27 protein-coding genes and 1 tRNA gene are annotated in these 22,866 nt (G+C 51.3%); 18 read left to right on the top strand and 10 right to left on the bottom strand.

Features of this window, described 5'->3' with window-relative positions; genetic code table 11:
• Nucleotides 1-25 precede the first annotated feature (25 nt).
• From lptB to HBM92_RS02700, 6 genes are read right to left on the bottom strand one after another with little or no spacing between them, the layout of a single operon-like run.
• Nucleotides 26-751 carry an LPS export ABC transporter ATP-binding protein gene (gene lptB, locus HBM92_RS02675; protein WP_000224099.1) on the bottom strand — a complete coding sequence of 242 codons (726 nt, stop codon included), beginning with the start codon at nucleotides 749-751 and terminating at the stop codon, nucleotides 26-28.
• Nucleotides 752-757: 6 nt separating this feature from the next.
• Complete coding sequence (gene lptA / locus HBM92_RS02680) at nucleotides 758-1,315, bottom strand: lipopolysaccharide ABC transporter substrate-binding protein LptA (RefSeq protein ID WP_000669785.1); 558 nt, start codon at nucleotides 1,313-1,315, stop codon at nucleotides 758-760.
• A complete protein-coding gene (gene lptC / locus HBM92_RS02685) occupies nucleotides 1,284-1,859 on the bottom strand; it encodes an LPS export ABC transporter periplasmic protein LptC (RefSeq protein ID WP_000030537.1) in 576 nt (191 codons plus the stop codon). Before lptC ends, lptA begins: the two co-directional genes overlap by 32 nt.
• Entirely contained in the window at nucleotides 1,856-2,422 is a 567-nt protein-coding gene (gene kdsC / locus HBM92_RS02690) for a 3-deoxy-manno-octulosonate-8-phosphatase KdsC (protein WP_000030016.1), read from the bottom strand. The genes lptC and kdsC overlap by 4 nt, the downstream gene beginning before the upstream one ends.
• Before the next feature lie 20 nt (nucleotides 2,423-2,442).
• Complete coding sequence (gene kdsD / locus HBM92_RS02695; protein ID WP_001305135.1) at nucleotides 2,443-3,429, bottom strand: arabinose-5-phosphate isomerase KdsD; 987 nt, start codon at nucleotides 3,427-3,429, stop codon at nucleotides 2,443-2,445.
• Between the two features lie 13 nt (nucleotides 3,430-3,442).
• Entirely contained in the window at nucleotides 3,443-4,420 is a 978-nt protein-coding gene (locus tag HBM92_RS02700) for a calcium/sodium antiporter (RefSeq protein WP_000922880.1), read from the bottom strand.
• 209 nt (nucleotides 4,421-4,629) lie between these two features.
• Between HBM92_RS02700 and mlaF the strand changes: the two genes are divergently transcribed.
• The 7 genes from mlaF to murA all read left to right on the top strand — a co-directional run bounded on the left by mlaF (nucleotide 4,630) and on the right by murA (nucleotide 9,460).
• Nucleotides 4,630-5,439, top strand: coding sequence for a phospholipid ABC transporter ATP-binding protein MlaF (gene mlaF / locus HBM92_RS02705; RefSeq protein WP_000438245.1), 810 nt, complete (start codon nucleotides 4,630-4,632; stop codon nucleotides 5,437-5,439).
• A 7-nt stretch (nucleotides 5,440-5,446) separates the two neighbouring features.
• Nucleotides 5,447-6,229, top strand: coding sequence for a lipid asymmetry maintenance ABC transporter permease subunit MlaE (gene mlaE, locus HBM92_RS02710; protein WP_000925795.1), 783 nt, complete (start codon nucleotides 5,447-5,449; stop codon nucleotides 6,227-6,229).
• Nucleotides 6,230-6,233: 4 nt separating this feature from the next.
• Complete coding sequence (gene mlaD, locus HBM92_RS02715) at nucleotides 6,234-6,785, top strand: outer membrane lipid asymmetry maintenance protein MlaD (protein WP_001305134.1); 552 nt, start codon at nucleotides 6,234-6,236, stop codon at nucleotides 6,783-6,785.
• Nucleotides 6,786-6,803: 18 nt separating this feature from the next.
• Nucleotides 6,804-7,439, top strand: a complete 636-nt coding sequence (mlaC, locus tag HBM92_RS02720; RefSeq protein WP_000476478.1) for a phospholipid-binding protein MlaC — start codon at nucleotides 6,804-6,806, stop codon at nucleotides 7,437-7,439.
• Nucleotides 7,439-7,732, top strand: a complete 294-nt coding sequence (mlaB, locus tag HBM92_RS02725) for a lipid asymmetry maintenance protein MlaB (RefSeq protein ID WP_000004487.1) — start codon at nucleotides 7,439-7,441, stop codon at nucleotides 7,730-7,732. Before mlaC ends, mlaB begins: the two co-directional genes overlap by 1 nt.
• A 159-nt stretch (nucleotides 7,733-7,891) precedes the next feature.
• Nucleotides 7,892-8,146 carry a BolA family iron metabolism protein IbaG gene (gene ibaG / locus HBM92_RS02730; protein ID WP_000429656.1) on the top strand — a complete coding sequence of 85 codons (255 nt, stop codon included), beginning with the start codon at nucleotides 7,892-7,894 and terminating at the stop codon, nucleotides 8,144-8,146.
• A gap of 54 nt (nucleotides 8,147-8,200) precedes the next feature.
• Nucleotides 8,201-9,460 carry a UDP-N-acetylglucosamine 1-carboxyvinyltransferase gene (gene murA, locus HBM92_RS02735; protein ID WP_000357259.1) on the top strand — a complete coding sequence of 420 codons (1,260 nt, stop codon included), beginning with the start codon at nucleotides 8,201-8,203 and terminating at the stop codon, nucleotides 9,458-9,460.
• A 47-nt stretch (nucleotides 9,461-9,507) separates the two neighbouring features.
• Here the strand turns inward: murA and sfsB are convergent, their stop codons facing one another.
• Together sfsB and ispB are read right to left on the bottom strand one after the other, a co-directional pair.
• Nucleotides 9,508-9,786, bottom strand: coding sequence for a DNA-binding transcriptional regulator SfsB (gene sfsB / locus HBM92_RS02740; RefSeq protein ID WP_000445413.1), 279 nt, complete (start codon nucleotides 9,784-9,786; stop codon nucleotides 9,508-9,510).
• A gap of 232 nt (nucleotides 9,787-10,018) precedes the next feature.
• A complete protein-coding gene (gene ispB / locus HBM92_RS02745; RefSeq protein WP_001047338.1) occupies nucleotides 10,019-10,990 on the bottom strand; it encodes an octaprenyl diphosphate synthase in 972 nt (323 codons plus the stop codon).
• Between the two features lie 258 nt (nucleotides 10,991-11,248).
• Between ispB and rplU the strand changes: the two genes are divergently transcribed.
• The 4 genes from rplU to cgtA all read left to right on the top strand — a co-directional run bounded on the left by rplU (nucleotide 11,249) and on the right by cgtA (nucleotide 14,118).
• Nucleotides 11,249-11,560, top strand: coding sequence for a 50S ribosomal protein L21 (rplU, locus tag HBM92_RS02750; RefSeq protein ID WP_000271401.1), 312 nt, complete (start codon nucleotides 11,249-11,251; stop codon nucleotides 11,558-11,560).
• Between the two features lie 20 nt (nucleotides 11,561-11,580).
• The gene (gene rpmA, locus HBM92_RS02755) at nucleotides 11,581-11,838 is read left to right on the top strand and encodes a 50S ribosomal protein L27 (protein ID WP_000940595.1); all 258 of its coding nucleotides are present in this window, start codon (nucleotides 11,581-11,583) and stop codon (nucleotides 11,836-11,838) included.
• 126 nt (nucleotides 11,839-11,964) lie between these two features.
• Complete coding sequence (locus HBM92_RS02760; protein WP_000813040.1) at nucleotides 11,965-12,930, top strand: DMT family transporter; 966 nt, start codon at nucleotides 11,965-11,967, stop codon at nucleotides 12,928-12,930.
• A 15-nt stretch (nucleotides 12,931-12,945) separates the two neighbouring features.
• Entirely contained in the window at nucleotides 12,946-14,118 is a 1,173-nt protein-coding gene (gene cgtA, locus HBM92_RS02765; RefSeq protein ID WP_000673572.1) for an Obg family GTPase CgtA, read from the top strand.
• Between the two features lie 40 nt (nucleotides 14,119-14,158).
• Here the strand turns inward: cgtA and dacB are convergent, their stop codons facing one another.
• Nucleotides 14,159-15,592 (bottom strand): serine-type D-Ala-D-Ala carboxypeptidase, encoded by a 1,434-nt coding sequence (gene dacB / locus HBM92_RS02770; RefSeq protein ID WP_001212614.1) that lies wholly within the window; start codon nucleotides 15,590-15,592, stop codon nucleotides 14,159-14,161.
• Nucleotides 15,593-15,840: 248 nt separating this feature from the next.
• Here dacB and greA point away from each other — a divergent pair, with 248 nt between their 5' ends.
• Nucleotides 15,841-16,317 carry a transcription elongation factor GreA gene (greA, locus tag HBM92_RS02775; protein ID WP_001148001.1) on the top strand — a complete coding sequence of 159 codons (477 nt, stop codon included), beginning with the start codon at nucleotides 15,841-15,843 and terminating at the stop codon, nucleotides 16,315-16,317.
• Between the two features lie 155 nt (nucleotides 16,318-16,472).
• On the opposite strand, the gene yhbY is transcribed toward greA, so the two are convergent.
• Nucleotides 16,473-16,766, bottom strand: a complete 294-nt coding sequence (gene yhbY / locus HBM92_RS02780; RefSeq protein WP_001054420.1) for a ribosome assembly RNA-binding protein YhbY — start codon at nucleotides 16,764-16,766, stop codon at nucleotides 16,473-16,475.
• 125 nt (nucleotides 16,767-16,891) lie between these two features.
• Between yhbY and rlmE the strand changes: the two genes are divergently transcribed.
• The 6 genes from rlmE to HBM92_RS02810 all read left to right on the top strand — a co-directional run bounded on the left by rlmE (nucleotide 16,892) and on the right by HBM92_RS02810 (nucleotide 22,484).
• Complete coding sequence (gene rlmE / locus HBM92_RS02785) at nucleotides 16,892-17,521, top strand: 23S rRNA (uridine(2552)-2'-O)-methyltransferase RlmE (RefSeq protein WP_000145975.1); 630 nt, start codon at nucleotides 16,892-16,894, stop codon at nucleotides 17,519-17,521.
• 99 nt (nucleotides 17,522-17,620) lie between these two features.
• Complete coding sequence (gene ftsH, locus HBM92_RS02790) at nucleotides 17,621-19,555, top strand: ATP-dependent zinc metalloprotease FtsH (RefSeq protein ID WP_001107467.1); 1,935 nt, start codon at nucleotides 17,621-17,623, stop codon at nucleotides 19,553-19,555.
• A gap of 89 nt (nucleotides 19,556-19,644) precedes the next feature.
• The gene (gene folP / locus HBM92_RS02795) at nucleotides 19,645-20,493 is read left to right on the top strand and encodes a dihydropteroate synthase (RefSeq protein ID WP_000764731.1); all 849 of its coding nucleotides are present in this window, start codon (nucleotides 19,645-19,647) and stop codon (nucleotides 20,491-20,493) included.
• Complete coding sequence (gene glmM / locus HBM92_RS02800) at nucleotides 20,486-21,823, top strand: phosphoglucosamine mutase (protein WP_000071137.1); 1,338 nt, start codon at nucleotides 20,486-20,488, stop codon at nucleotides 21,821-21,823. Before folP ends, glmM begins: the two co-directional genes overlap by 8 nt.
• A gap of 227 nt (nucleotides 21,824-22,050) precedes the next feature.
• A complete protein-coding gene (gene secG, locus HBM92_RS02805; protein ID WP_001295556.1) occupies nucleotides 22,051-22,383 on the top strand; it encodes a preprotein translocase subunit SecG in 333 nt (110 codons plus the stop codon).
• Between the two features lie 14 nt (nucleotides 22,384-22,397).
• Nucleotides 22,398-22,484: transfer RNA gene (locus tag HBM92_RS02810), tRNA-Leu, on the top strand.
• The last annotated feature ends 382 nt before the right edge of the window (nucleotides 22,485-22,866 follow it).

Below are 22,866 nucleotides of genomic sequence, written 5' to 3' on the forward strand. Positions count from 1 at the left end.
TAAAACGTCGCAAACTTCTACCCTATCAGAGTCTGAAGTCTTCCCCAAGGTATACACGCTTAACGTGTTCGTCTTGTAAGATTTCTGTAGGCGTGCCGTGGGCGATCAAATGCCCCTGACTGACGATATAAGCGCGTTCACAAACCGCCAGTGTTTCACGCACGTTGTGGTCAGTGATCAGTACGCCCAGGCCGCTGTCGCGCAGGTGCTCAATGATGCGTTTAATGTCGATAACCGAGATCGGGTCAACCCCGGCAAACGGTTCGTCGAGCAGAATAAATTTCGGATTCGCAGCCAGTGCGCGGGCAATTTCTACACGGCGACGTTCACCCCCGGAGAGTGACTGCCCCATGCTGTCACGCAGGTGCTCAATGTGAAACTCTTCCATCAGCTCGTTCGCGCGGTCTTCACGTTGTTCAGCAGACAAGTCGTCACGAATTTGCAGTACCGCCATCAGGTTATCGTAAACGCTGAGGCGACGGAAAATGGAGGCTTCCTGCGGCAGATAGCCGATACCGCGGCGCGCGCGTGCATGCAGAGGCAGCAGACTGATATCGTCATCATCAATAATGATGTTGCCCGCATCGCGCGGCACAATGCCAACAACCATGTAGAAAGTGGTGGTCTTACCGGCACCGTTTGGCCCCAGCAGACCGACAATTTCCCCGGAGTTGACGGTCAGGCTGACGTCTTCTACCACGCGACGGCCTTTATAGGCTTTTGCAAGGTTCTTTGCAGTTAATGTTGCCATAACGAATTAATTACCCTTCTTCTGTGCCGGGGTCTGGCCTTTATTGTTTTTGTCCTGCAGCTGCGACGGCACCAGAACGGTGGTTACGCGCTTGCCTTTGTCGCTGAAAGCCTGCATTTTCTGCTCTTTCACCAGGTAAGTGATCTTATCGCCCTTAATGTTGCTATCGACCTGCTGCAGATAAGCATTACCCGTCAGAACGACAAAATCTTTTGCCAGTTCGTAGTGCATCTGGGAAGCGTGACCTTCAACGGGTTTACCGTTGTCCTGCATCTGGTAGAACGTTGCCGGTTTACCGTAGCCGTCAATCACTTCTTTACCTTGTTCGCCGCCCGGACGGGTAACGACCACTTTGTCGGCATTAATTTTGATGGTGCCCTGGGTGACGATGACATTGCCGGTAAAGGTAACCACGTTGCCTTGCATATCAAGAGATTGCTGGTCCGATTCAATGTGGATCGGCTGATCAGTATCTCCGGTTACGGCAAATGCCGGAATGCTGGCGGCCAGAAGTGAGCTGGCAAGCACAAGATTAAGGCTGAGTTTGTTTGTTTTGAATTTCATAGGATGTTCTAACCTTTTCAATCAGCTCGGCGTTCTTGCTGCGTAAGTTGCCGCGCATTTTCAGACCGCTGGAGTTAAATGTTGTTCCGTATAACGTGACGAGGTCTTCAGAGGTAACATCCTGCGTCACCAGATTGATCTGCGCGTTATCCGTCGTGATTCTGCGAAGTTGAGAGTCCGGCACGAGTGCATTGACTTCAACGTGTCCATATAAATAGAGCATCCGGTCATTGGTCAGCTTGGCTTTATCTGCTTTTACGGACCATGTCGGGATTTTATCCTTATCAAACGTGGTAAGTACCGGCTGCGTAAACCACGAAACGGCCTGATCGGAATAATATTCAACGTGTTGAGCAATCAATCGATAGCTTAGTGCCCCTTCTGGGTTATAGACGAGCGTGTCCGTATGCTCGCTTTTATAGGTGGGATCATTGTTGTTGACGACCACCTGGGCGGTATCGTCTTTTTCGGCCATATTAATGCCGATCATCACCAGAACCGCCAGTGATAGCACAATGATAACCCAACGTCTGGCTTTACTCATATCGATTGCCCTTTGGCTTCATCCAGTTTGCCCTGCGCCAGGAGTAATAAGTCGCAAACTTCTCGCACTGCGCCACGACCGCCAGCAATGCGCGTTACGTAATCGGCGCGCGGGATCAACAGTGGATGCGCATCGGCCACGGCGACGCTTAAACCCACTTTTTCCATTACCGGCCAGTCGATGAGATCATCGCCGACATAAGCCACATTTTCCGGGGCAATCGCCAGTTTTTCCAGCAGATCGCTAAAGGCGATCAGTTTGTTTGACTGCCCCTGATACAAGTGAGTGATCCCCAATGTGGCACAACGATCTTCTACCAGTTTAGCCTTTCGCCCGGTAATGATAGCGACTTCAATATCAGAGGTGAGCGCACAACGAATGCCATAACCGTCACGAACATTGAACGCTTTCAGCTCTTCGCCGTTATTGCCCATATAAATCAGGCCATCTGACAGTACGCCATCAACGTCGAGGATCAGCAGACGAATGTTCTCTGCTTTTGCCATAACGTCGGCGCTGACAGGGCCGTAACAGGTCGCAAGCGACGCACCTGCTTTGCTCATTGTTGTTTATCCTTGAATCTTTACACTACGCCTGCACGCAGTAAATCATGCATATGTAACACACCGAGTAAATGGTCGCCATCGGCAACCATCACGGAGGTGATATGGCGGGACTGCATTAAGTTCAGTGCCTCAACGGCCAGAATGCCTGGGCGCACGCGTATTCCCCCCGGCGTCATCACATCGGCAATACTTAACCGACGAACATCCACGCCCATATCGAAGACACGGCGTAAATCACCGTCGGTAAAGATGCCTTCAATCATCATATTGTCATCGCAAATGACAGTCATACCAAGATTTTTGCGGGTAACTTCCAGCAATGCGTCACGCAGACTGGCCGTTTTCTTAACATGCGGGATCTCATCGCCCGTATGCATAATATCGTTTACGCGCAGCAGAAGTTTACGACCCAGTGCGCCGCCTGGGTGTGAGAGCGCAAAATCTTCAGCAGTAAAGCCGCGTGCTTTTAACAGCGCGACAGCGAGGGCATCGCCCATAACCAGCGTGGCGGTTGTGCTGCTGGTCGGTGCCAGCCCTAACGGACAGGCTTCTTTCGCTACTTTAACACACAGATGCACATCTGCGGCGCGCGCCATGCTGCTCTCCGGGCAACCGGTGATGCAGATTAACGGTACGTGAAGACGCTTAAGCACTGGAATTAAGGCCGTGATTTCGCTGGATTCACCTGAGTTAGAGATAGCAATCACCACATCCTGTGGGGTGACCATGCCTAAATCACCATGCGCGGCTTCGCCAGGATGGACGAAAAATGAAGGTGTACCGGTGCTGGCAAATGTTGCTGCCATTTTGCGCCCGATGTGCCCCGATTTCCCCATCCCCATGACGACAACTTTCCCTTTACACCAGAACATCTTTTCACAGGCAAGCGTGAAATTCTGATTGATGTATTGATCAAGCTCCGCCAGGCATTCACGTTCAATCGCCAGGACTTCTTTACCTGCTTGCTGAAAGTCAAAACCCGGTTGTAACTCTACGTGCGACATAATGCGTTTCCAGTTATTCAACGAGTATTGGCGATAACCAGTACAACATCGCCAGCCATACGATAAATCCGCCAGTTAATAATACCCCTACACCACGGCCCGGTTGCGGGGAGCGCCGCCAGCACAGCAACGCAAAAATAATGCTCACCAGCAACATCACGCTGTAGTCACGACTGTACGCCAGTGGATCAATCTCTCCTGGCGTTATCAGCGCGGGTAAACCCAACACGATGACAATATTAAAAATGTTTGCGCCAATGATATTTCCGACCGCAATGTCGTTTTCACCTTTGCGAACCCCCGCTATTGCGGTTGCCAGTTCCGGCAGGCTGGTTCCGATAGCAATTGCCGTCAGACCCATCGTCAACTCGCTAATGGCAAAGTAATTCGCCAGCACCGTGGCGTTATCAACTACCATCCGCGTGGCCACTGGCATAATGATCAGTGCGATGCCGAGCCATAAAAATGCGACGGGCAATCCACCTTCACGCGGCAGCTCTGCAAGCTGCTCTCTGGTCAGGCTGTCAGTCCCCTGACGTTCAGCCTGACGTGCAAGTTTAACAATGAACAGCAGCCATAGCACAGCCAGAAAGAGGAGAAAGATACCATCGCTGCGACTAAGTTGTCCGTCATAGAGTACGGAACCGGCCACCACGCTGACCAACAACATTAAGGGTAATTCACGGCGTAGAACATCAGAATGGACGGTAAAAGGACGAACCAGCGCAGCCAGACCGAGGATCAGCAATATATTGATAATGTTTGAGCCGAGGGCTGTACCAACGGCTAAATCGCGTTGTTCGTGCAAAGACGCGGCAAGCGAGACGATGATTTCTGGTAACGATGTACCAATACTGACCACCGTCATGCCGATGATCAGCGGCGGGATGCCAAAGGTTCGGCAAAGAATAGACGCGGCAAAAACCAGGCGGTCGGCACTGTAAACGACCAAAAGTAAACCAACAATTAACAGTGCCGTAGCTAAAAGCATCTAACGTCCTTTCTTCAGGTATACTCGCCGGTCCGCTGAAGATTTTCAGAAAGCCGTAACAGATTCTTAATTTTGACTTTATGCGGCTAAAAAGTAAAACAAATGCCAGCTTTCGCTAACCACGGCAGGTAATATTCTGTAAATATGTTGGGTTCAAGGTTAAATTGAGCGCCATGCTTAGAAAATCAACGCAAGACGAAGGGTGAATTATGGAGCAGTCTGTGGCGAATTTAGTCGATATGCGCGATGTCAGTTTTACGCGTGGCAATCGCTGCATCTTCGATAATATTTCCCTGACCGTGCCGCGAGGGAAGATCACGGCGATCATGGGGCCATCGGGCATCGGTAAAACGACGCTACTCCGTCTGATTGGCGGGCAAATCGCACCAGATCATGGTGAGATCCTTTTCGATGGTGAGAATATTCCGGCGATGTCTCGTTCGCGCCTGTATACAGTGCGCAAACGGATGAGCATGTTATTTCAGTCCGGGGCGTTGTTCACTGATATGAACGTATTTGACAACGTCGCCTATCCACTGCGGGAACATACCCAACTTCCCGCACCATTGTTGCATAGTACGGTGATGATGAAGCTGGAGGCCGTGGGGCTGCGTGGAGCGGCTAAACTTATGCCTTCTGAACTTTCCGGTGGGATGGCGCGGCGTGCAGCGCTGGCACGTGCGATTGCGCTGGAGCCGGATCTCATCATGTTTGATGAGCCCTTTGTTGGGCAAGATCCCATTACCATGGGCGTGCTGGTGAAGCTGATTTCTGAGCTGAACAGCGCGCTGGGCGTGACTTGTGTGGTGGTTTCTCACGATGTGCCGGAAGTGTTAAGTATTGCGGATCACGCCTGGATCCTGGCGGACAAAAAAATTGTCGCTCATGGCAGTGCCCAGGCGTTGCAGGCGAATCCTGATCCGCGCGTACGTCAGTTTCTGGACGGGATAGCTGACGGGCCTGTTCCGTTCCGCTATCCTGCCGGCGATTATCACGCTGATCTTTTACCAGGGAGTTAAGCCACTCATGCTGTTAAATGCGCTGGCGTCGCTCGGACATAAAGGGATTAAAACCCTGAGAACGTTCGGGCGGGCCGGGTTAATGTTATTCAATGCGCTGGTCGGCAAACCGGAATTTCGCAAACATGCACCGCTGCTGGTGCGCCAGCTCTATAATGTCGGCGTCCTGTCGATGCTGATTATTGTGGTTTCTGGCGTGTTCATCGGAATGGTGTTGGGGCTGCAAGGTTATCTGGTTCTGACCACTTATAGTGCGGAAACCAGTCTGGGTATGCTGGTGGCGTTATCGCTACTGCGTGAACTGGGGCCGGTGGTTGCCGCGTTGTTGTTTGCCGGGCGTGCTGGTTCGGCGCTAACCGCAGAAATCGGCCTGATGCGCGCTACAGAGCAACTCTCCAGTATGGAGATGATGGCGGTGGATCCGCTGCGTCGGGTTATTTCTCCCCGTTTCTGGGCTGGAGTTATTTCATTACCACTGTTGACGGTTATCTTCGTCGCCGTGGGGATCTGGGGCGGATCGCTGGTCGGCGTCAGTTGGAAAGGCATTGATAGTGGGTTCTTCTGGTCGGCAATGCAAAATGCCGTCGACTGGCGTATGGATCTCGTCAACTGTCTGATTAAGAGCGTGGTGTTCGCTATCACGGTGACGTGGATTTCGTTGTTTAACGGCTACGACGCCATCCCGACGTCTGCCGGGATTAGCCGGGCAACCACTCGCACCGTTGTCCACTCGTCTCTGGCTGTTCTGGGGCTGGATTTTGTGCTGACCGCATTGATGTTTGGGAATTGAGTTCATGCAAACGAAAAAAAATGAAATTTGGGTGGGTATCTTTTTATTAGCAGCACTGCTTGCGGCGCTGTTTGTTTGCCTGAAGGCAGCGAACGTGACGTCTATACGTACTGAACCGACCTATACGCTTTATGCGACGTTCGATAACATTGGCGGCCTGAAAGCCCGCTCTCCGGTCAGCATTGGTGGCGTTGTTGTGGGCCGGGTGGCGGATATTACGCTGGACCCGAAAACCTATCTGCCGCGCGTAACGCTGGAAATTGAACAACGTTATAACCACATTCCTGATACCAGTTCGCTGAGCATTCGTACTTCCGGCCTGCTGGGGGAACAATATCTGGCATTAAACGTCGGTTTTGAAGACCCGGAACTGGGGACTGCTATCCTGAAGGATGGCGATACAATTCAGGACACCAAGTCTGCGATGGTGCTGGAAGATCTCATTGGTCAGTTCCTTTACGGTAGTAAAGACGATGACAATAAGAATAGTGGCGATGCGCCAGCTGCTGCGCCAGGTAATAATGAAACCACTGAACCTGTGGGTACAACGAAATAATTTCAGGAGAACCGACGCATGTTTAAACGTTTAATGATGGTCGCTTTGCTGGTGATTGCACCGCTGAGTGCGGCAACCGCGGCAGACCAGACCAATCCGTATAAGCTGATGGACGAGGCGGCGCAGAAAACGTTCGATCGCCTGAAGAATGAGCAACCGCAAATTCAGGCTAACCCGGATTATCTGCGTACCATTGTTGATCAGGAACTGTTGCCATACGTACAGGTGAAATACGCCGGTGCGCTGGTGCTGGGCCAGTATTACAAGAGTGCGACCCCAGCTCAACGTGATGCTTACTTTGCCGCTTTCCGTGAGTACCTGAAGCAGGCTTACGGTCAGGCGCTGGCGATGTATCACGGTCAAACCTATCAGATTGCGCCAGAACAGCCGCTGGGTGATAAAACCATTGTGCCGATTCGCGTTACCATTATTGACCCGAATGGCCGTCCGCCGGTGCGTCTGGACTTCCAGTGGCGTAAAAACTCCCAGACGGGCAACTGGCAGGCTTACGACATGATTGCTGAAGGCGTCAGTATGATCACCACCAAACAAAACGAGTGGGGAACGCTGCTGCGTACCAAAGGTATCGACGGCCTGACTGCGCAACTGAAATCGATTTCTCAACAGAAAATCACTCTGGAAGAGAAAAAATAATGAGCGAGTCACTGAGCTGGATGCAGACGGGTGACACGCTGGCGTTATCCGGAGAGCTGGATCAGGACGTTCTGCTACCGCTTTGGGAAATACGTGAGGAAGCGGTGAAGGGGATTACCAGCATCGATCTTAGCCGTGTGTCTCGCGTGGATACGGGTGGACTGGCACTGCTGCTCCATCTTATCGATCTGGCGAAAAAGCAGGGCAACAATGTGACGCTTCAGGGGGTAAACGACAAAGTGTATACCCTGGCGAAATTGTATAATTTGCCTGCTGATGTTCTGCCTCGTTAAATTTTTTCAGGCCGGATATGGCGTTAACCGCCTGTCCGGCAAACCTGCCTGCAAGTCGAGCCTTGTCTGATTTATCAGCGAGGCTTTTTGCTTATTTATGCCAGCGCAACTTTGCTCTAAGATGTTTCGCTGATTTATTAACTGATGATTGAAGATCCCATGGAAAATAATGAAATTCAGAGCGTGTTGATGAACGCTCTCTCCCTCCAGGAAGTCCACGTTTCCGGCGATGGCAGCCACTTTCAGGTTATTGCCGTGGGTGAGTTGTTTGACGGCATGAGTCGGGTTAAAAAACAGCAGACGGTCTATGGCCCGCTGATGGAATATATTGCGGATAACCGCATTCATGCTGTGTCGATCAAAGCGTATACCCCTGCGGAGTGGGCGCGCGATCGCAAACTGAACGGCTTTTGAGCTATGGGCGATTCGCCGGTAGCGGATATGAATTGTTAACTGAGAACAAACTAAATGGATAAATTTCGTGTTCAGGGGCCAACGAAGCTCCAGGGCGAAGTCACAATTTCCGGCGCTAAAAATGCTGCTCTGCCTATCCTTTTTGCCGCACTACTGGCGGAAGAACCGGTAGAGATCCAGAACGTCCCGAAACTAAAAGACGTCGATACATCAATGAAGCTGCTAAGCCAGCTGGGTGCGAAAGTAGAACGTAATGGTTCTGTGCATATTGATGCCCGCGACGTTAATGTATTCTGCGCACCTTACGATCTGGTTAAAACCATGCGTGCTTCTATCTGGGCGCTGGGGCCGCTGGTAGCGCGCTTTGGTCAGGGGCAAGTTTCACTGCCTGGCGGTTGTACGATCGGCGCACGTCCGGTTGATCTACACATTTCTGGCCTCGAACAATTAGGCGCGACCATCAAACTGGAAGAAGGTTACGTTAAAGCTTCCGTCGATGGTCGTTTGAAAGGCGCACATATCGTGATGGATAAAGTCAGCGTTGGCGCAACGGTGACCATCATGTGTGCTGCAACCCTTGCGGAAGGCACCACGATTATTGAAAACGCAGCGCGTGAACCGGAAATCGTCGATACCGCGAACTTCCTGATTACGCTGGGTGCGAAAATTAGCGGTCAGGGCACCGATCGTATCGTCATCGAAGGTGTGGAACGTTTAGGCGGCGGTGTCTATCGCGTGCTGCCGGATCGTATCGAAACCGGTACTTTCCTGGTGGCGGCGGCGATCTCTCGCGGCAAAATTATCTGCCGTAACGCGCAGCCAGATACTCTGGACGCCGTGCTGGCGAAACTGCGTGACGCTGGAGCGGACATCGAAGTCGGCGAGGACTGGATTAGCCTGGATATGCATGGCAAACGTCCGAAGGCTGTTAACGTACGTACCGCGCCGCATCCGGCATTCCCTACCGATATGCAGGCCCAGTTCACGCTGTTGAACCTGGTGGCAGAAGGGACCGGATTCATCACCGAAACGGTCTTTGAAAACCGCTTTATGCATGTGCCAGAGCTGAGCCGTATGGGCGCGCACGCCGAAATCGAAAGCAATACCGTTATTTGTCACGGTGTTGAAAAACTTTCTGGCGCACAGGTTATGGCAACCGATCTGCGTGCATCAGCAAGCCTGGTGCTGGCTGGCTGTATTGCGGAAGGGACGACGGTGGTTGATCGTATTTATCACATCGATCGTGGCTACGAACGCATTGAAGACAAACTACGCGCTTTAGGTGCAAATATTGAGCGTGTGAAAGGCGAGTAATTGTCTGAGAGCTGGCAGCCCCGTTCGCGGGGCTACCGCCAGACCACTCATTTTTTCGGTTTAGTGTAGCTACGCATCAATTGCGTTCTGTCGATAAACTCATGGGTCTGCGGATCATGGTAGCGTGATGGCCAGATAACCCAGGGGTCAGTTCCCAGGGCTTTCGCAATAATCATCTCTCCTTTCGGCCATGGGCGTGATAATGCGTTCGCCAGCGTTGAGGAACTCAAACCATTTCTGCGAGACTCCGCCGCCATTGACGTTCCCTTCTTGCGCAAACCTGCAATGATGTCAGCGGGATGCCAGTCAATGAAATTACTTTCCATCTTTCCTCACTCCTTAAGTTAGTCGCTTTCATTCAGAACACTTCTTCTGTTTCTGTCGAGCATCACTATACTCCTGATGGCCTATTGCTCTAAAAAGTTCCTGTAAAGAGTGTGAATATTCAGAATATATAAAGATACACAGCCCAGTTTTTCAGGAGTTATAGAGCTGAATAAGTATTTTATGGAATTTACTGGAATCATCCCGCGCACTGCGCGGGATGAGGGGAGGGGATTAACGATCGCGTTGAACAGCGATGTGCGCGAGGCCGACGAGTGCTTCTCTCCACGGGGTGTCCGGGAGCACCTGTAACGCTGCGATGGCTTTGTCTGCTTCTTCCTCGGCACGCTGACGCGTCCATTCAAGAGATCCACAAGCGTTCATTGCTTCCAGAACCGGTTCCAGAAGATGGCGACCGTTACCCTGTTCGATGGCGGTACGAATCATCTGTGCCTGTTCTGGTGTGCCATGATGCATCGCATGCAGCAGCGGCAGCGTCGGTTTACCTTCGTTCAGATCGTCGCCGACGTTTTTACCTAACTGTTCGCCATCGGCATTGTAATCGAGTAAATCGTCGATCAACTGGAAAGCAGTGCCGAGATAGCGCCCATAATCTTGTAGGCCTTTCTCCTCCTCCGGCGTACAGCCAGCCAGAATCCCGGAACACTGCGCGGCAGCCTCAAACAGACGCGCAGTCTTGCTGTAGATAACGCGCATGTAGTTTTCTTCAGTGATGTCCGGATCGTTAACGTTCATCAGTTGCAGAACTTCACCTTCTGCGATGACGTTTACGGCTTCTGACATGACTTCCAGCACTTTGAGTGAACCGAGGCTGGTCATCATCTGGAACGCGCGGGTATAAATAAAATCGCCTACCAGCACGCTGGCGGCATTGCCAAATGCGGCGTTGGCGGTAGCTTTACCCCTGCGCATATCTGATTCATCCACAACATCGTCGTGTAGCAGAGTCGCCGTGTGGATAAACTCGATCAGGGCAGCAATGGTGACATGCGCATTTCCCTCATAGCCAACAGCTCGTGCAGCCAGTACAGCAATCATCGGACGAATACGTTTACCGCCGCCGCTGACGATGTAATAGCCTAACTGATTGATCAGTTGGACGTCGGAATTAAGCTGCTCAAGGATTGCCGCATTAACACCCGCCATATCTTGCGCGGTTAACTCATTGATTTTTTCTAAATTCATCGCAAAAGCCGGGCTTTTCGCCCCGATTACCTTACTGTGAACAAAGGCAACTTAGGGTTTATGGTTAGGAATATAGGGTGATTGTACTGAAAAAATGGCACAGATAAACGTTACCGTACAAGTTGTGTTTTTTTTCTTCGTGTATTGACTGTAGCACTTGTCAAAGGCGTGCGTTTTGCGTAATATTCGCGCCCTATTGTGAATATTTATAGCGCACTCTGAATCATTGAAAAGGTGTGCGCGGAAGCGGAGTTTTATATGTACGCGGTTTTCCAAAGTGGTGGTAAACAACACCGAGTAAGCGAAGGTCAGACCGTTCGCCTGGAAAAGCTGGACATCGCAACTGGCGAAACTGTTGAGTTCGCTGAAGTGCTGATGATCGCAAACGGTGAAGAAGTCAAAATCGGCGTTCCTTTCGTTGATGGCGGCGTAATCAAAGCTGAAGTTGTTGCTCACGGTCGTGGCGAGAAAGTTAAAATCGTTAAGTTTCGTCGTCGTAAACACTATCGTAAGCAGCAGGGCCATCGTCAGTGGTTCACTGATGTGAAAATTACTGGCATCAGCGCCTAAGACCTGAGGAGAGATTTCAAATGGCACATAAAAAGGCTGGCGGCTCCACACGTAACGGTCGCGATTCAGAAGCTAAACGCTTGGGCGTTAAGCGTTTCGGTGGCGAATCCGTTCTGGCGGGTAGCATCATCGTTCGTCAACGTGGTACCAAATTCCACGCTGGCGCTAACGTAGGTTGCGGTCGTGACCACACTCTGTTTGCTAAAGCAGACGGTAAAGTGAAATTCGAAGTTAAAGGCCCGAAAAACCGTAAATTTATCAGCATCGAAGCTGAATAAGTTTTTCGCGTCCCGGTAACGGATGAAAGCCCCGCAACACGTTGCGGGGCTTTTTACATTCGATAACCGGTAAAAATGCGCATGGTGCGACGTTAATCCGCATATGCGCTTTGCAGGGAATACGGTATGAAGCAGCAGGCAGGCATTGGCATTCTTTTGGCGCTCACCACAGCAATTTGCTGGGGGGCGTTGCCAATCGCAATGAAGCAGGTGCTGGAGGTGATGGAACCTCCGACAATCGTGTTTTACCGTTTCTTGATGGCGAGTATTGGCCTTGGTGCCATTCTTGCGGTGAAGAAGCGGTTGCCGCCATTACGCGTGTTTCGTAAGCCACGCTGGTTGATTTTGTTAGCAGTGGCGACCGCCGGGCTGTTTGGGAACTTCATCCTGTTCAGCTCATCCTTGCAATACCTGAGTCCGACCGCTTCGCAGGTGATTGGGCAACTCTCGCCAGTTGGCATGATGGTTGCCAGCGTATTTATCCTGAAAGAGAAAATGCGCAGTACTCAGGTTGTAGGGGCATTGATGCTCCTGAGCGGCCTGGTGATGTTTTTTAACACCAGTCTGGTCGAGATATTTACAAAGCTCACCGATTACACCTGGGGAGTTATCTTTGGGGTCGGTGCGGCGACGGTTTGGGTGAGTTATGGCGTGGCGCAAAAGGTTTTATTGCGTCGGCTGGCTTCACCGCAGATCCTGTTTTTACTGTACACTTTATGTACAATTGCGCTCTTCCCTCTGGCAAATCCTGGAGTGATAGCGCAGCTTAGCCACTGGCAGCTCGCATGTTTAATTTTTTGCGGACTGAATACATTGGTAGGATATGGCGCCCTGGCGGAAGCGATGGCTCGCTGGCAGGCAGCGCAGGTGAGCGCGATCATCACGCTCACCCCACTGTTTACGCTGTTTTTTTCAGATCTTTTATCACTGGCCTGGCCCGATTTCTTCGCCAGACCGATGTTAAACCTTTTAGGTTATCTCGGTGCGTTTGTCGTGGTTGCGGGCGCGATGTATTCCGCCATTGGTCATCGTATTTGGGGCGGATTACGTAAGCATACAACGGTGGTATCGCAACCCCGCGCAGGCGAATGATTTACGGAGAATAAAATGAAGTTTGTTGATGAAGCATCGATTCTGGTCGTTGCAGGTGATGGCGGTAATGGTTGCGTGAGCTTCCGCCGCGAAAAGTATATTCCGAAAGGCGGCCCGGATGGCGGCGACGGCGGTGATGGTGGTGACGTATGGATGGAAGCCGACGAGAACCTGAACACGCTTATCGATTATCGTTTTGAAAAATCTTTCCGTGCAGAGCGCGGTCAGAACGGTGCAAGCCGAGACTGTACCGGTAAGCGCGGTAAAGACGTCACGATTAAAGTACCGGTAGGTACGCGTGTAATCGACCAGGGTACCGGTGAAACCATGGGCGATATGACCAAACACGGTCAGCGTCTGCTGGTTGCTAAGGGCGGCTGGCACGGTCTGGGCAATACCCGTTTCAAGTCGTCAGTTAACCGTACACCACGGCAGAAAACTAACGGTACGCCGGGCGATAAGCGTGAGCTGCTGCTGGAGCTGATGCTGCTGGCTGACGTCGGTATGTTGGGGATGCCAAACGCGGGTAAATCGACCTTTATTCGTGCGGTATCGGCGGCTAAACCGAAAGTGGCGGATTATCCGTTTACCACTCTGGTACCAAGCCTGGGCGTGGTGCGTATGGACAACGAAAAGAGCTTCGTTGTTGCCGATATTCCAGGACTGATTGAAGGCGCTGCAGAAGGCGCAGGTCTGGGCATTCGCTTCCTGAAGCACCTGGAACGTTGCCGCGTCCTGTTGCACCTCATCGATATCGATCCGATTGACGGCACCGATCCGGTTGAAAACGCGCGTATTATTATCAGTGAGCTGGAAAAATACAGCCAGGATCTGGCGGCGAAACCGCGTTGGTTAGTCTTCAACAAGATCGATCTGCTGGATAAGGTAGAAGCCGAAGAGAAAGCGAAAGCGATCGCTGAAGCGCTGGGCTGGGAAGATAAATATTATCTGATCTCTGCGGCGAGCGGACTGGGCGTGAAAGATCTCTGCTGGGATGTGATGACCTTTATCATTGAAAACCCGGTCGTGCAGGCTGAAGAAGCGAAACAGCCAGAGAAAGTCGAATTCATGTGGGATGATTATCACCGTCAGCAGCTTGAAGAGATTGCTGAAGAGGATGATGAGGACTGGGATGACGACTGGGACGAAGACGACGAAGAAGGCGTTGAGTTCATTTACAAGCGTTAATCAGCAAAACCCCGGCCATGTGCCGGGGTTTCTCTTTAGGCTAATTATTCTGATAAATATCTTTATACAAACGGCTTTCAAAACGCACTAACGGAATACGGCGATTACGCTGATCCGCCGGTTCTACTGCATAGCCAGAAAGATATTGCACAAACGCCATTCGTTGCCCGCTCGCTGTGGTAATGAATCCCGCCAGGTTATATACCCCCTGCAACGAACCGGTTTTCGCTGAGACTTTTCCATCCACGCCCGCCTGATGCAGACCTGCACGGTACTGCAAAGAGCCGTCATAGCCCGCCAGCGGCAGCATGGAGATAAAGTTAAGTTCATTGTCGTGTTGGGCAATATATTGCAGCACCTGCATCATGGTGGCGGGGGCAATCAGGTTATGCCGCGAAAGCCCTGAACCATCGGCAATAATGGTGTTTCCGATATCGACACCGGCTTGCTGGCGCAGGATCTGACGCACGGAGTCCGATCCGGCCCGCCATGTTCCAGGCACATTGAAGCGCGCATGGCCGATCATGCGGAAAACCGTATCGGCAATCATGTTGTCCGACTTTTTCAGCATAATCTTAAGCAGATCGTGCAGCGGGGCCGACTGTTTACTGGCAACTACCGTTCCAGGTTCGTTAACCTGAGTCTGGCGCAGCAGCGTTCCGCTCCAGGTGATACCCGCCTGTTTTAACTCATCTTTCAGAATTGCCCCGGCATAGCTGGCACCATCCTGCACGGCAAAAGCCAACGGGAGCGGCTCAGAACGTTGTGGCAGGCATCCCGTTAGCGTAAAGCGGTTCAGGTCACCAAGTACGACATCCAGTTCGCAGTATTGCGCTTCGGCAGAACCACGGGGGAGGGTGCGTACCTGACTGAACATCGTAACGGGGTAATAAGATGCCACGCGTATAAAAGCCATATCACCAGGTTTTGGGGCACTGTAGAGCGAGACGGAGAAACAGTTGCGGTCAACTATGGCGGCGGCAGGCGGAGCGCTAAAGCATTGTGTCATGTCATTCCATGGCCAGCCGGGGGCTTTATCGTGGCTGGCGAAAATGGAGGTATCTATCAACACATTGCCATCGATTTGGTTGACGCCAGATTTTTTCAAAGTCGTGACCATATTGCGAATATCCTGACGTTTTAACGTCGGATCGGCACCAAATCGCGCTACTAAGTCACCCTTAAGTATGCCGTTTTCCACATTGCCTTTGGTTTCAAGCGTCGTGGTAAAACGAAAATCGGGGCCGAGTTGAATCAACGCCGCCAGCGCAGTAATTACTTTCTGCGTACTGGCGGGTAGCGCCATCTGCTGACTGTGGTAATCAATAGCGGGGGCCGACGCGCCGACTTTTTGCACCATCAGGGCAAGGTTGGCACCTGCGGGGAGTTGAGTAATGTACTCATCAACATTTGCGGCCTGAACACTGAACGCTATACAGCTGGTCAATCCGATGATAAATCTGGAAAATCGCATAATCTCGCGCTAACAACCTGGAATCGAGCCGTCATACTACGGCGCAACGCCCTATAAAGTAAACGATGACCCTTCGGGAACTCCAGGGTAAAATGACTATCAAAATGTGAATTGTAGCTGACCTGGGACTTGTACCCGGGTCGGTATTTTTTTTGCTTCTGGTCCCGGTGAGGAGTTATGCCGGGCAGGCCGAACAGCCGGGGTGGGTGAAGACTTGCCCCATCAGGAATATTCAAGAGGTATAACAAATGCAAGCTATTCCGATGACCTTACGCGGCGCTGAAAAATTACGCGAAGAGCTGGATTTTCTGAAATCTGTGCGCCGTCCTGAAATCATTGCTGCTATCGCGGAAGCGCGTGAGCATGGCGACCTGAAAGAAAACGCCGAATACCACGCAGCTCGTGAACAGCAGGGTTTCTGCGAAGGCCGTATCAAAGACATCGAAGCCAAGCTGTCGAACGCGCAGGTGATTGATGTCACCAAAATGCCCAACAATGGGCGCGTTATTTTTGGTGCTACCGTAACGGTGCTGAATCTCGATTCTGACGAAGAACAGACTTATCGCATCGTTGGCGATGACGAAGCTGACTTTAAACAAAACCTGATTTCTGTAAACTCGCCTATTGCTCGTGGCCTGATCGGCAAAGAAGAAGATGATGTTGTGGTCATCAAAACGCCGGGCGGCGAAGTAGAATTTGAAGTAATTAAGGTGGAATACCTGTAAGAATTACCCAATACTCAAGATGTTGATGTATTGTAAAGAAAGGAAAAAGGCCGCTATGCGGCCTTTTATCAACGAACAGAGCGTGGCATTTTGCTCTCCTGCCTGCGGAAAACCCCTCGTTTTACACAGCGAATGTGTGTAACTTTAGGATAATCTTAGCGTGGCAGCGAGATTTTACGTTCTTTAGTTGGGCGATAAAGCACCAGCGTTTTACCGATGACCTGTACATTACAGGCGCCGGTTTCGCGCACGATAGCTTCCACGATCAAGGTTTTAGTTTCGCGATCTTCGGTGGCGATTTTCACCTTGATGAGTTCATGGTGCTCTAACGCTTGTTCAATCTCGGCCAGCACCCCTTCGGTCAAACCATTACTGCCAAGCAGAACAACTGGCTTGAGCGGATGTGCCAGACCTTTCAGGTGCTGTTTTTGTTTAGTACTCAGATTCATCGTATTTTTTGCTTACGTTGGGATTGAAAACGGGTCATTCTACCGCCATCTCCCATATATCACCAAATAGGCGCGTAAAAATTTACGCAATTGGTTACGATGAGTTATCCCCATGGGAAAGTTAAATGACAGGTAAGAAGCGTTCTGCCAGCTCCAGCCGCTGGCTTCAGGAACACTTTAGCGATAAATATGTTCAACAGGCACAGAAAAAGGGGTTACGTTCCCGTGCCTGGTTTAAACTTGATGAAATACAGCAAAGTGACAAACTCTTTAAACCGGGAATGACGGTTGTCGACCTTGGTGCAGCTCCGGGTGGTTGGTCACAATATGTGGTCACCCAAATTGGCGGCAAAGGCCGCATCATCGCTTGCGATCTTTTACCTATGGATCCTATCGTTGGTGTGGACTTTCTTCAGGGCGATTTTCGTGATGAACTGGTGATGAAAGCACTGCTGGAGCGCGTTGGCGACAGCAAAGTCCAGGTTGTCATGTCCGATATGGCACCAAACATGAGCGGAACACCGGCGGTGGATATCCCCCGTGCCATGTATCTGGTGGAACTGGCGCTAGAAATGTGTCGTGATGTATTAGCGCCAGGTGGCAGTTTTGTAGTGAAGGTGTTCCAGGGCGAAGGTTTCGATGAGTATCTAAGGGAAATTCGCTCCCTGTTTACGAAGGTCAAAGTTCGTAAGCCGGACTCTTCTCGTGCACGTTCGCGGGAAGTGTATATTGTAGCGACCGGGCGTAAACCCTAACCGGGAGATTTCAGACGAAAGTTTGAAAGATGCTGGATATAGAGTATCCTGACGCTGTTTTTAACACAGTTGTAATAAGAGGTTAATCCCTTGAGTGACATGGCGAAAAACCTAATACTCTGGCTGGTCATTGCCGTTGTGCTGATGTCAGTATTCCAGAGCTTTGGGCCCAGCGAGTCTAATGGCCGTAAGGTGGATTACTCTACCTTCCTACAAGAGGTCAATAACGACCAGGTTCGTGAAGCGCGTATCAACGGACGTGAAATCAACGTTACCAAGAAAGATAGTAACCGTTATACCACTTACATTCCGGTTCAGGATCCGAAATTACTGGATAACCTGTTGACCAAGAACGTCAAGGTTGTCGGTGAACCGCCTGAAGAACCAAGCCTGCTGGCCTCTATCTTCATCTCCTGGTTCCCGATGCTGTTGCTGATTGGTGTCTGGATCTTCTTCATGCGTCAAATGCAGGGCGGCGGTGGCAAAGGTGCCATGTCGTTTGGTAAGAGCAAAGCGCGCATGCTGACGGAAGATCAGATCAAAACCACCTTTGCTGACGTTGCGGGCTGCGACGAAGCAAAAGAAGAAGTTGCTGAACTGGTTGAGTATTTGCGCGAGCCGAGCCGCTTCCAGAAACTCGGCGGTAAGATCCCGAAAGGCGTCCTGATGGTAGGTCCTCCGGGTACCGGTAAAACGTTGCTGGCGAAAGCAATTGCAGGCGAAGCGAAAGTTCCGTTCTTTACTATCTCCGGTTCTGACTTCGTAGAAATGTTCGTCGGTGTGGGTGCATCCCGTGTTCGTGACATGTTCGAACAGGCGAAGAAAGCGGCGCCGTGCATCATCTTTATCGATGAAATCGACGCCGTAGGCCGCCAGCGCGGCGCAGGCTTGGGCGGTGGTCACGATGAACGTGAACAGACTCTGAACCAGATGCTGGTTGAGATGGATGGTTTTGAAGGTAACGAAGGTATCATCGTTATCGCTGCGACTAACCGTCCGGACGTTCTCGACCCAGCCCTGCTGCGTCCTGGCCGTTTCGACCGTCAGGTTGTGGTTGGCTTGCCAGATGTTCGCGGTCGTGAGCAGATCCTGAAAGTTCACATGCGTCGCGTACCATTGGCACCCGATATCGACGCGGCAATCATTGCCCGTGGTACTCCTGGTTTCTCCGGTGCTGACCTGGCGAACCTGGTGAACGAAGCGGCACTGTTCGCTGCTCGTGGCAACAAACGCGTTGTTTCGATGGTTGAGTTCGAGAAAGCGAAAGACAAAATCATGATGGGTGCGGAACGTCGCTCCATGGTGATGACGGAAGCGCAGAAAGAATCGACGGCTTACCACGAAGCGGGTCACGCAATTATCGGTCGCCTGGTGCCGGAACACGATCCGGTGCACAAAGTGACGATTATCCCACGCGGTCGTGCGCTGGGTGTGACTTTCTTCTTGCCTGAGGGCGACGCAATCAGCGCCAGCCGTCAGAAACTGGAAAGCCAGATTTCTACGCTGTACGGTGGTCGTCTGGCGGAAGAGATCATCTACGGGCCGGAACATGTTTCTACCGGTGCGTCCAACGATATTAAAGTTGCGACCAACCTGGCACGTAACATGGTGACTCAGTGGGGCTTCTCTGAGAAATTGGGTCCACTGCTGTACGCGGAAGAAGAAGGTGAAGTGTTCCTCGGCCGTAGCGTAGCGAAAGCGAAACATATGTCCGATGAAACTGCACGTATCATCGACCAGGAAGTGAAAGCACTGATTGAGCGTAACTATAATCGTGCGCGTCAGCTTCTGACCGACAATATGGATATTCTGCATGCGATGAAAGATGCTCTCATGAAATATGAGACTATCGACGCACCGCAGATTGATGACCTGATGGCACGTCGCGATGTACGTCCGCCAGCGGGCTGGGAAGAACCAGGCGCTTCTAACAATTCTGGCGACAATGGTAGTCCAAAGGCTCCTCGTCCGGTTGATGAACCGCGTACGCCGAACCCGGGTAACACCATGTCAGAGCAGTTAGGCGACAAATAAGTTCCCGCATCAGATGACTGTATTTGTACCGAAAACCCCGGGGCGTGCTCCGGGGTTTTTTCTTATCAATTCATACCAGGGATAACACCATGAAACTCTTTGCCCAGGGCACTTCACTGGACCTTAGCCATCCTCACGTAATGGGGATCCTCAACGTCACGCCTGATTCCTTTTCGGATGGCGGTACGCATAACTCGCTGATAGATGCGGTGAAACATGCGAATCTGATGATCAACGCTGGCGCGACGATCATTGACGTTGGTGGCGAGTCCACGCGCCCAGGAGCGGCGGAAGTTAGCGTTGAAGAAGAGTTGCAACGTGTTATTCCTGTGGTTGAGGCAATTGCTCAACGCTTCGAAGTCTGGATCTCGGTCGATACATCCAAACCAGAAGTCATCCGTGAGTCAGCGAAAGTTGGCGCTCACATTATTAACGATATCCGCTCCCTTTCCGAACCAGGGGCTCTGGAGGCAGCTGCAGAAACCGGTTTACCGGTTTGTCTGATGCATATGCAGGGAAATCCAAAGACCATGCAGGAAGCCCCGAAGTATGACGATGTCTTTGCAGAAGTGAATCGCTATTTTATTGAGCAAATAGCACGTTGCGAGCAGGCGGGTATCGCAAAAGAGAAATTGTTGCTCGACCCCGGATTCGGTTTCGGTAAAAATCTCTCCCATAACTATTCATTACTGGCGCGCCTGGCTGAATTTCACCATTTCAACCTGCCGCTGTTGGTGGGTATGTCACGAAAATCGATGATTGGGCAGCTGCTGAACGTGGGGCCGTCCGAGCGTCTGAGCGGTAGTCTGGCTTGTGCGGTCATTGCCGCTATGCAAGGCGCGCATATCATTCGTGTTCATGACGTCAAAGAAACCGTAGAAGCGATGCGGGTGGTGGAAGCCACTCTGTCTGCAAAGGAAAACAAACGCTATGAGTAATCGTAAATATTTCGGTACCGATGGGATTCGTGGTCGTGTAGGGGATGCGCCGATCACCCCTGATTTTGTGCTTAAGCTGGGTTGGGCCGCGGGTAAAGTGCTGGCGCGCCACGGCTCCCGTAAGATCATCATTGGTAAAGACACGCGTATTTCTGGCTACATGCTGGAGTCAGCACTGGAAGCGGGTCTGGCGGCTGCGGGCCTTTCCGCACTCTTCACTGGTCCGATGCCAACACCGGCCGTGGCTTATCTGACGCGTACCTTCCGCGCAGAGGCCGGAATTGTGATATCTGCATCGCATAACCCGTTCTACGATAATGGCATTAAATTTTTCTCTATCGACGGCACCAAACTACCGGATGCAGTAGAAGAGGCCATCGAAGCGGAAATGGAAAAAGAGATCAGCTGTGTTGATTCGGCAGAACTGGGTAAAGCCAGCCGTATCGTTGATGCTGCGGGTCGCTATATCGAGTTTTGCAAAGCCACGTTCCCAAACGAACTTAGCCTCAGTGAACTGAAGATTGTGGTGGATTGTGCAAACGGTGCGACTTATCACATCGCGCCGAACGTGCTGCGTGAACTGGGAGCGAACGTTATCGCTATCGGTTGTGAGCCGAACGGTGTAAACATCAATGCCGAAGTGGGGGCTACCGACGTTCGCGCGCTCCAGGCTCGTGTGCTGGCTGAAAAAGCGGATCTCGGTATTGCCTTCGACGGCGACGGCGATCGCGTGATTATGGTTGACCATGAAGGCAATAAAGTCGATGGCGATCAGATCATGTATATCATCGCGCGTGAAGGTCTTCGTCAGGGCCAGCTGCGTGGTGGCGCTGTGGGTACATTGATGAGCAACATGGGGCTTGAACTGGCGCTGAAACAGTTAGGAATTCCATTTGCGCGCGCGAAAGTGGGTGACCGCTACGTACTGGAAAAAATGCAGGAGAAAGGCTGGCGTATCGGTGCAGAGAATTCCGGTCATGTGATCCTGCTGGATAAAACCACTACCGGTGACGGCATCGTTGCTGGTTTGCAGGTGCTGGCGGCGATGGCGCGTAATCATATGAGCCTGCACGACCTTTGCAGCGGCATGAAAATGTTCCCGCAAATCCTGGTAAACGTGCGTTACACCGCAGGTAGCGGCGATCCGCTGGAGCATGAATCAGTCAAAGCTGTGACCGCAGAAGTTGAAGCGGCGCTGGGTAGCCGTGGACGTGTGCTGTTGCGTAAATCCGGCACCGAACCGTTAATTCGCGTGATGGTGGAAGGCGAAGACGAAGCGCAGGTGACTGAATTTGCACACCGCATCGCCGATGCAGTAAAAGCCGTTTAAAGCGTTAGATAACTGGCTAAAAAGGCGGCGATTGTCGCCTTTTTTCTCAGCGAACACATCGGTTTTGCTGTTTTTTTCCGCAGTTGATACAATGCAATAAAATTGCCCTTGCGAAGGTCATTCGCTTTGGTTAGTATTCACACCCGCTTCAGTGGGAAAGATTAAAAACTCCCGCTTTATTGGTTGAAGCATTGGTACGCGGCAACTCCGCAAGGAACAGGTTGATTATGTACGAAGCTCTTTTAGTAGTTTTCCTTATTGTGGCAATTGGCCTTGTTGGTCTGATCATGCTGCAGCAAGGTAAAGGCGCTGATATGGGAGCCTCCTTCGGAGCAGGCGCTTCCGCTACGCTGTTTGGTTCAAGTGGTTCTGGTAACTTCATGACCCGCATGACGGCGCTGCTGGCAACGTTATTCTTCATCATCAGTCTGGTGCTGGGTAACATCAATAGCAATAAAACCAATAAAGGTAGCGAATGGGAAAACCTGAGTGCGCCGGCGAAAACCGAACAAACTCAGCCAGCTGCTCCGGCTAAGCCGACCAGCGATATCCCGAACTAAAAAGTAGTATCCGTGCCGAGGTGGTGGAATTGGTAGACACGCTACCTTGAGGTGGTAGTGCCCAATAGGGCTTACGGGTTCAAGTCCCGTCCTCGGTACCAAATTCCAGAAAAGAGACGCTGAAAAGCGTCTTTTTTCGTTTTGGTCCTGGTCTGAGGAATGGTTGTCAGGTATCTGTATCTCGTCCAGTTGCTTTACTCGTAGCTGGTACTTTGAAACGATGGTGCCGGTACGCCTTAGTTATAAACTTTTCCCTTCTGCTGACATAATTGGCACTTTATTGTGTCAACTCCAGTTCCGGTACGAATACGGATATGTTTACTTCTCGATAAACCATCCTGCTCCTGTCAGTATAACTACTGATGGCTACGTTCTGCGTAATGTTTAGAGACGCATTGATAATGTTATTTAATTACTGAGAACAATGGCCGCATCATTTAAAAAGAAAAAACTAACAGTGTTTCGGTCTGATATGGATCAGAG

This window comes from Escherichia sp. E.sYA108 (assembly GCF_011754335.1).
Lineage (GTDB): Bacteria > Pseudomonadota > Gammaproteobacteria > Enterobacterales > Enterobacteriaceae > Escherichia > Escherichia coli.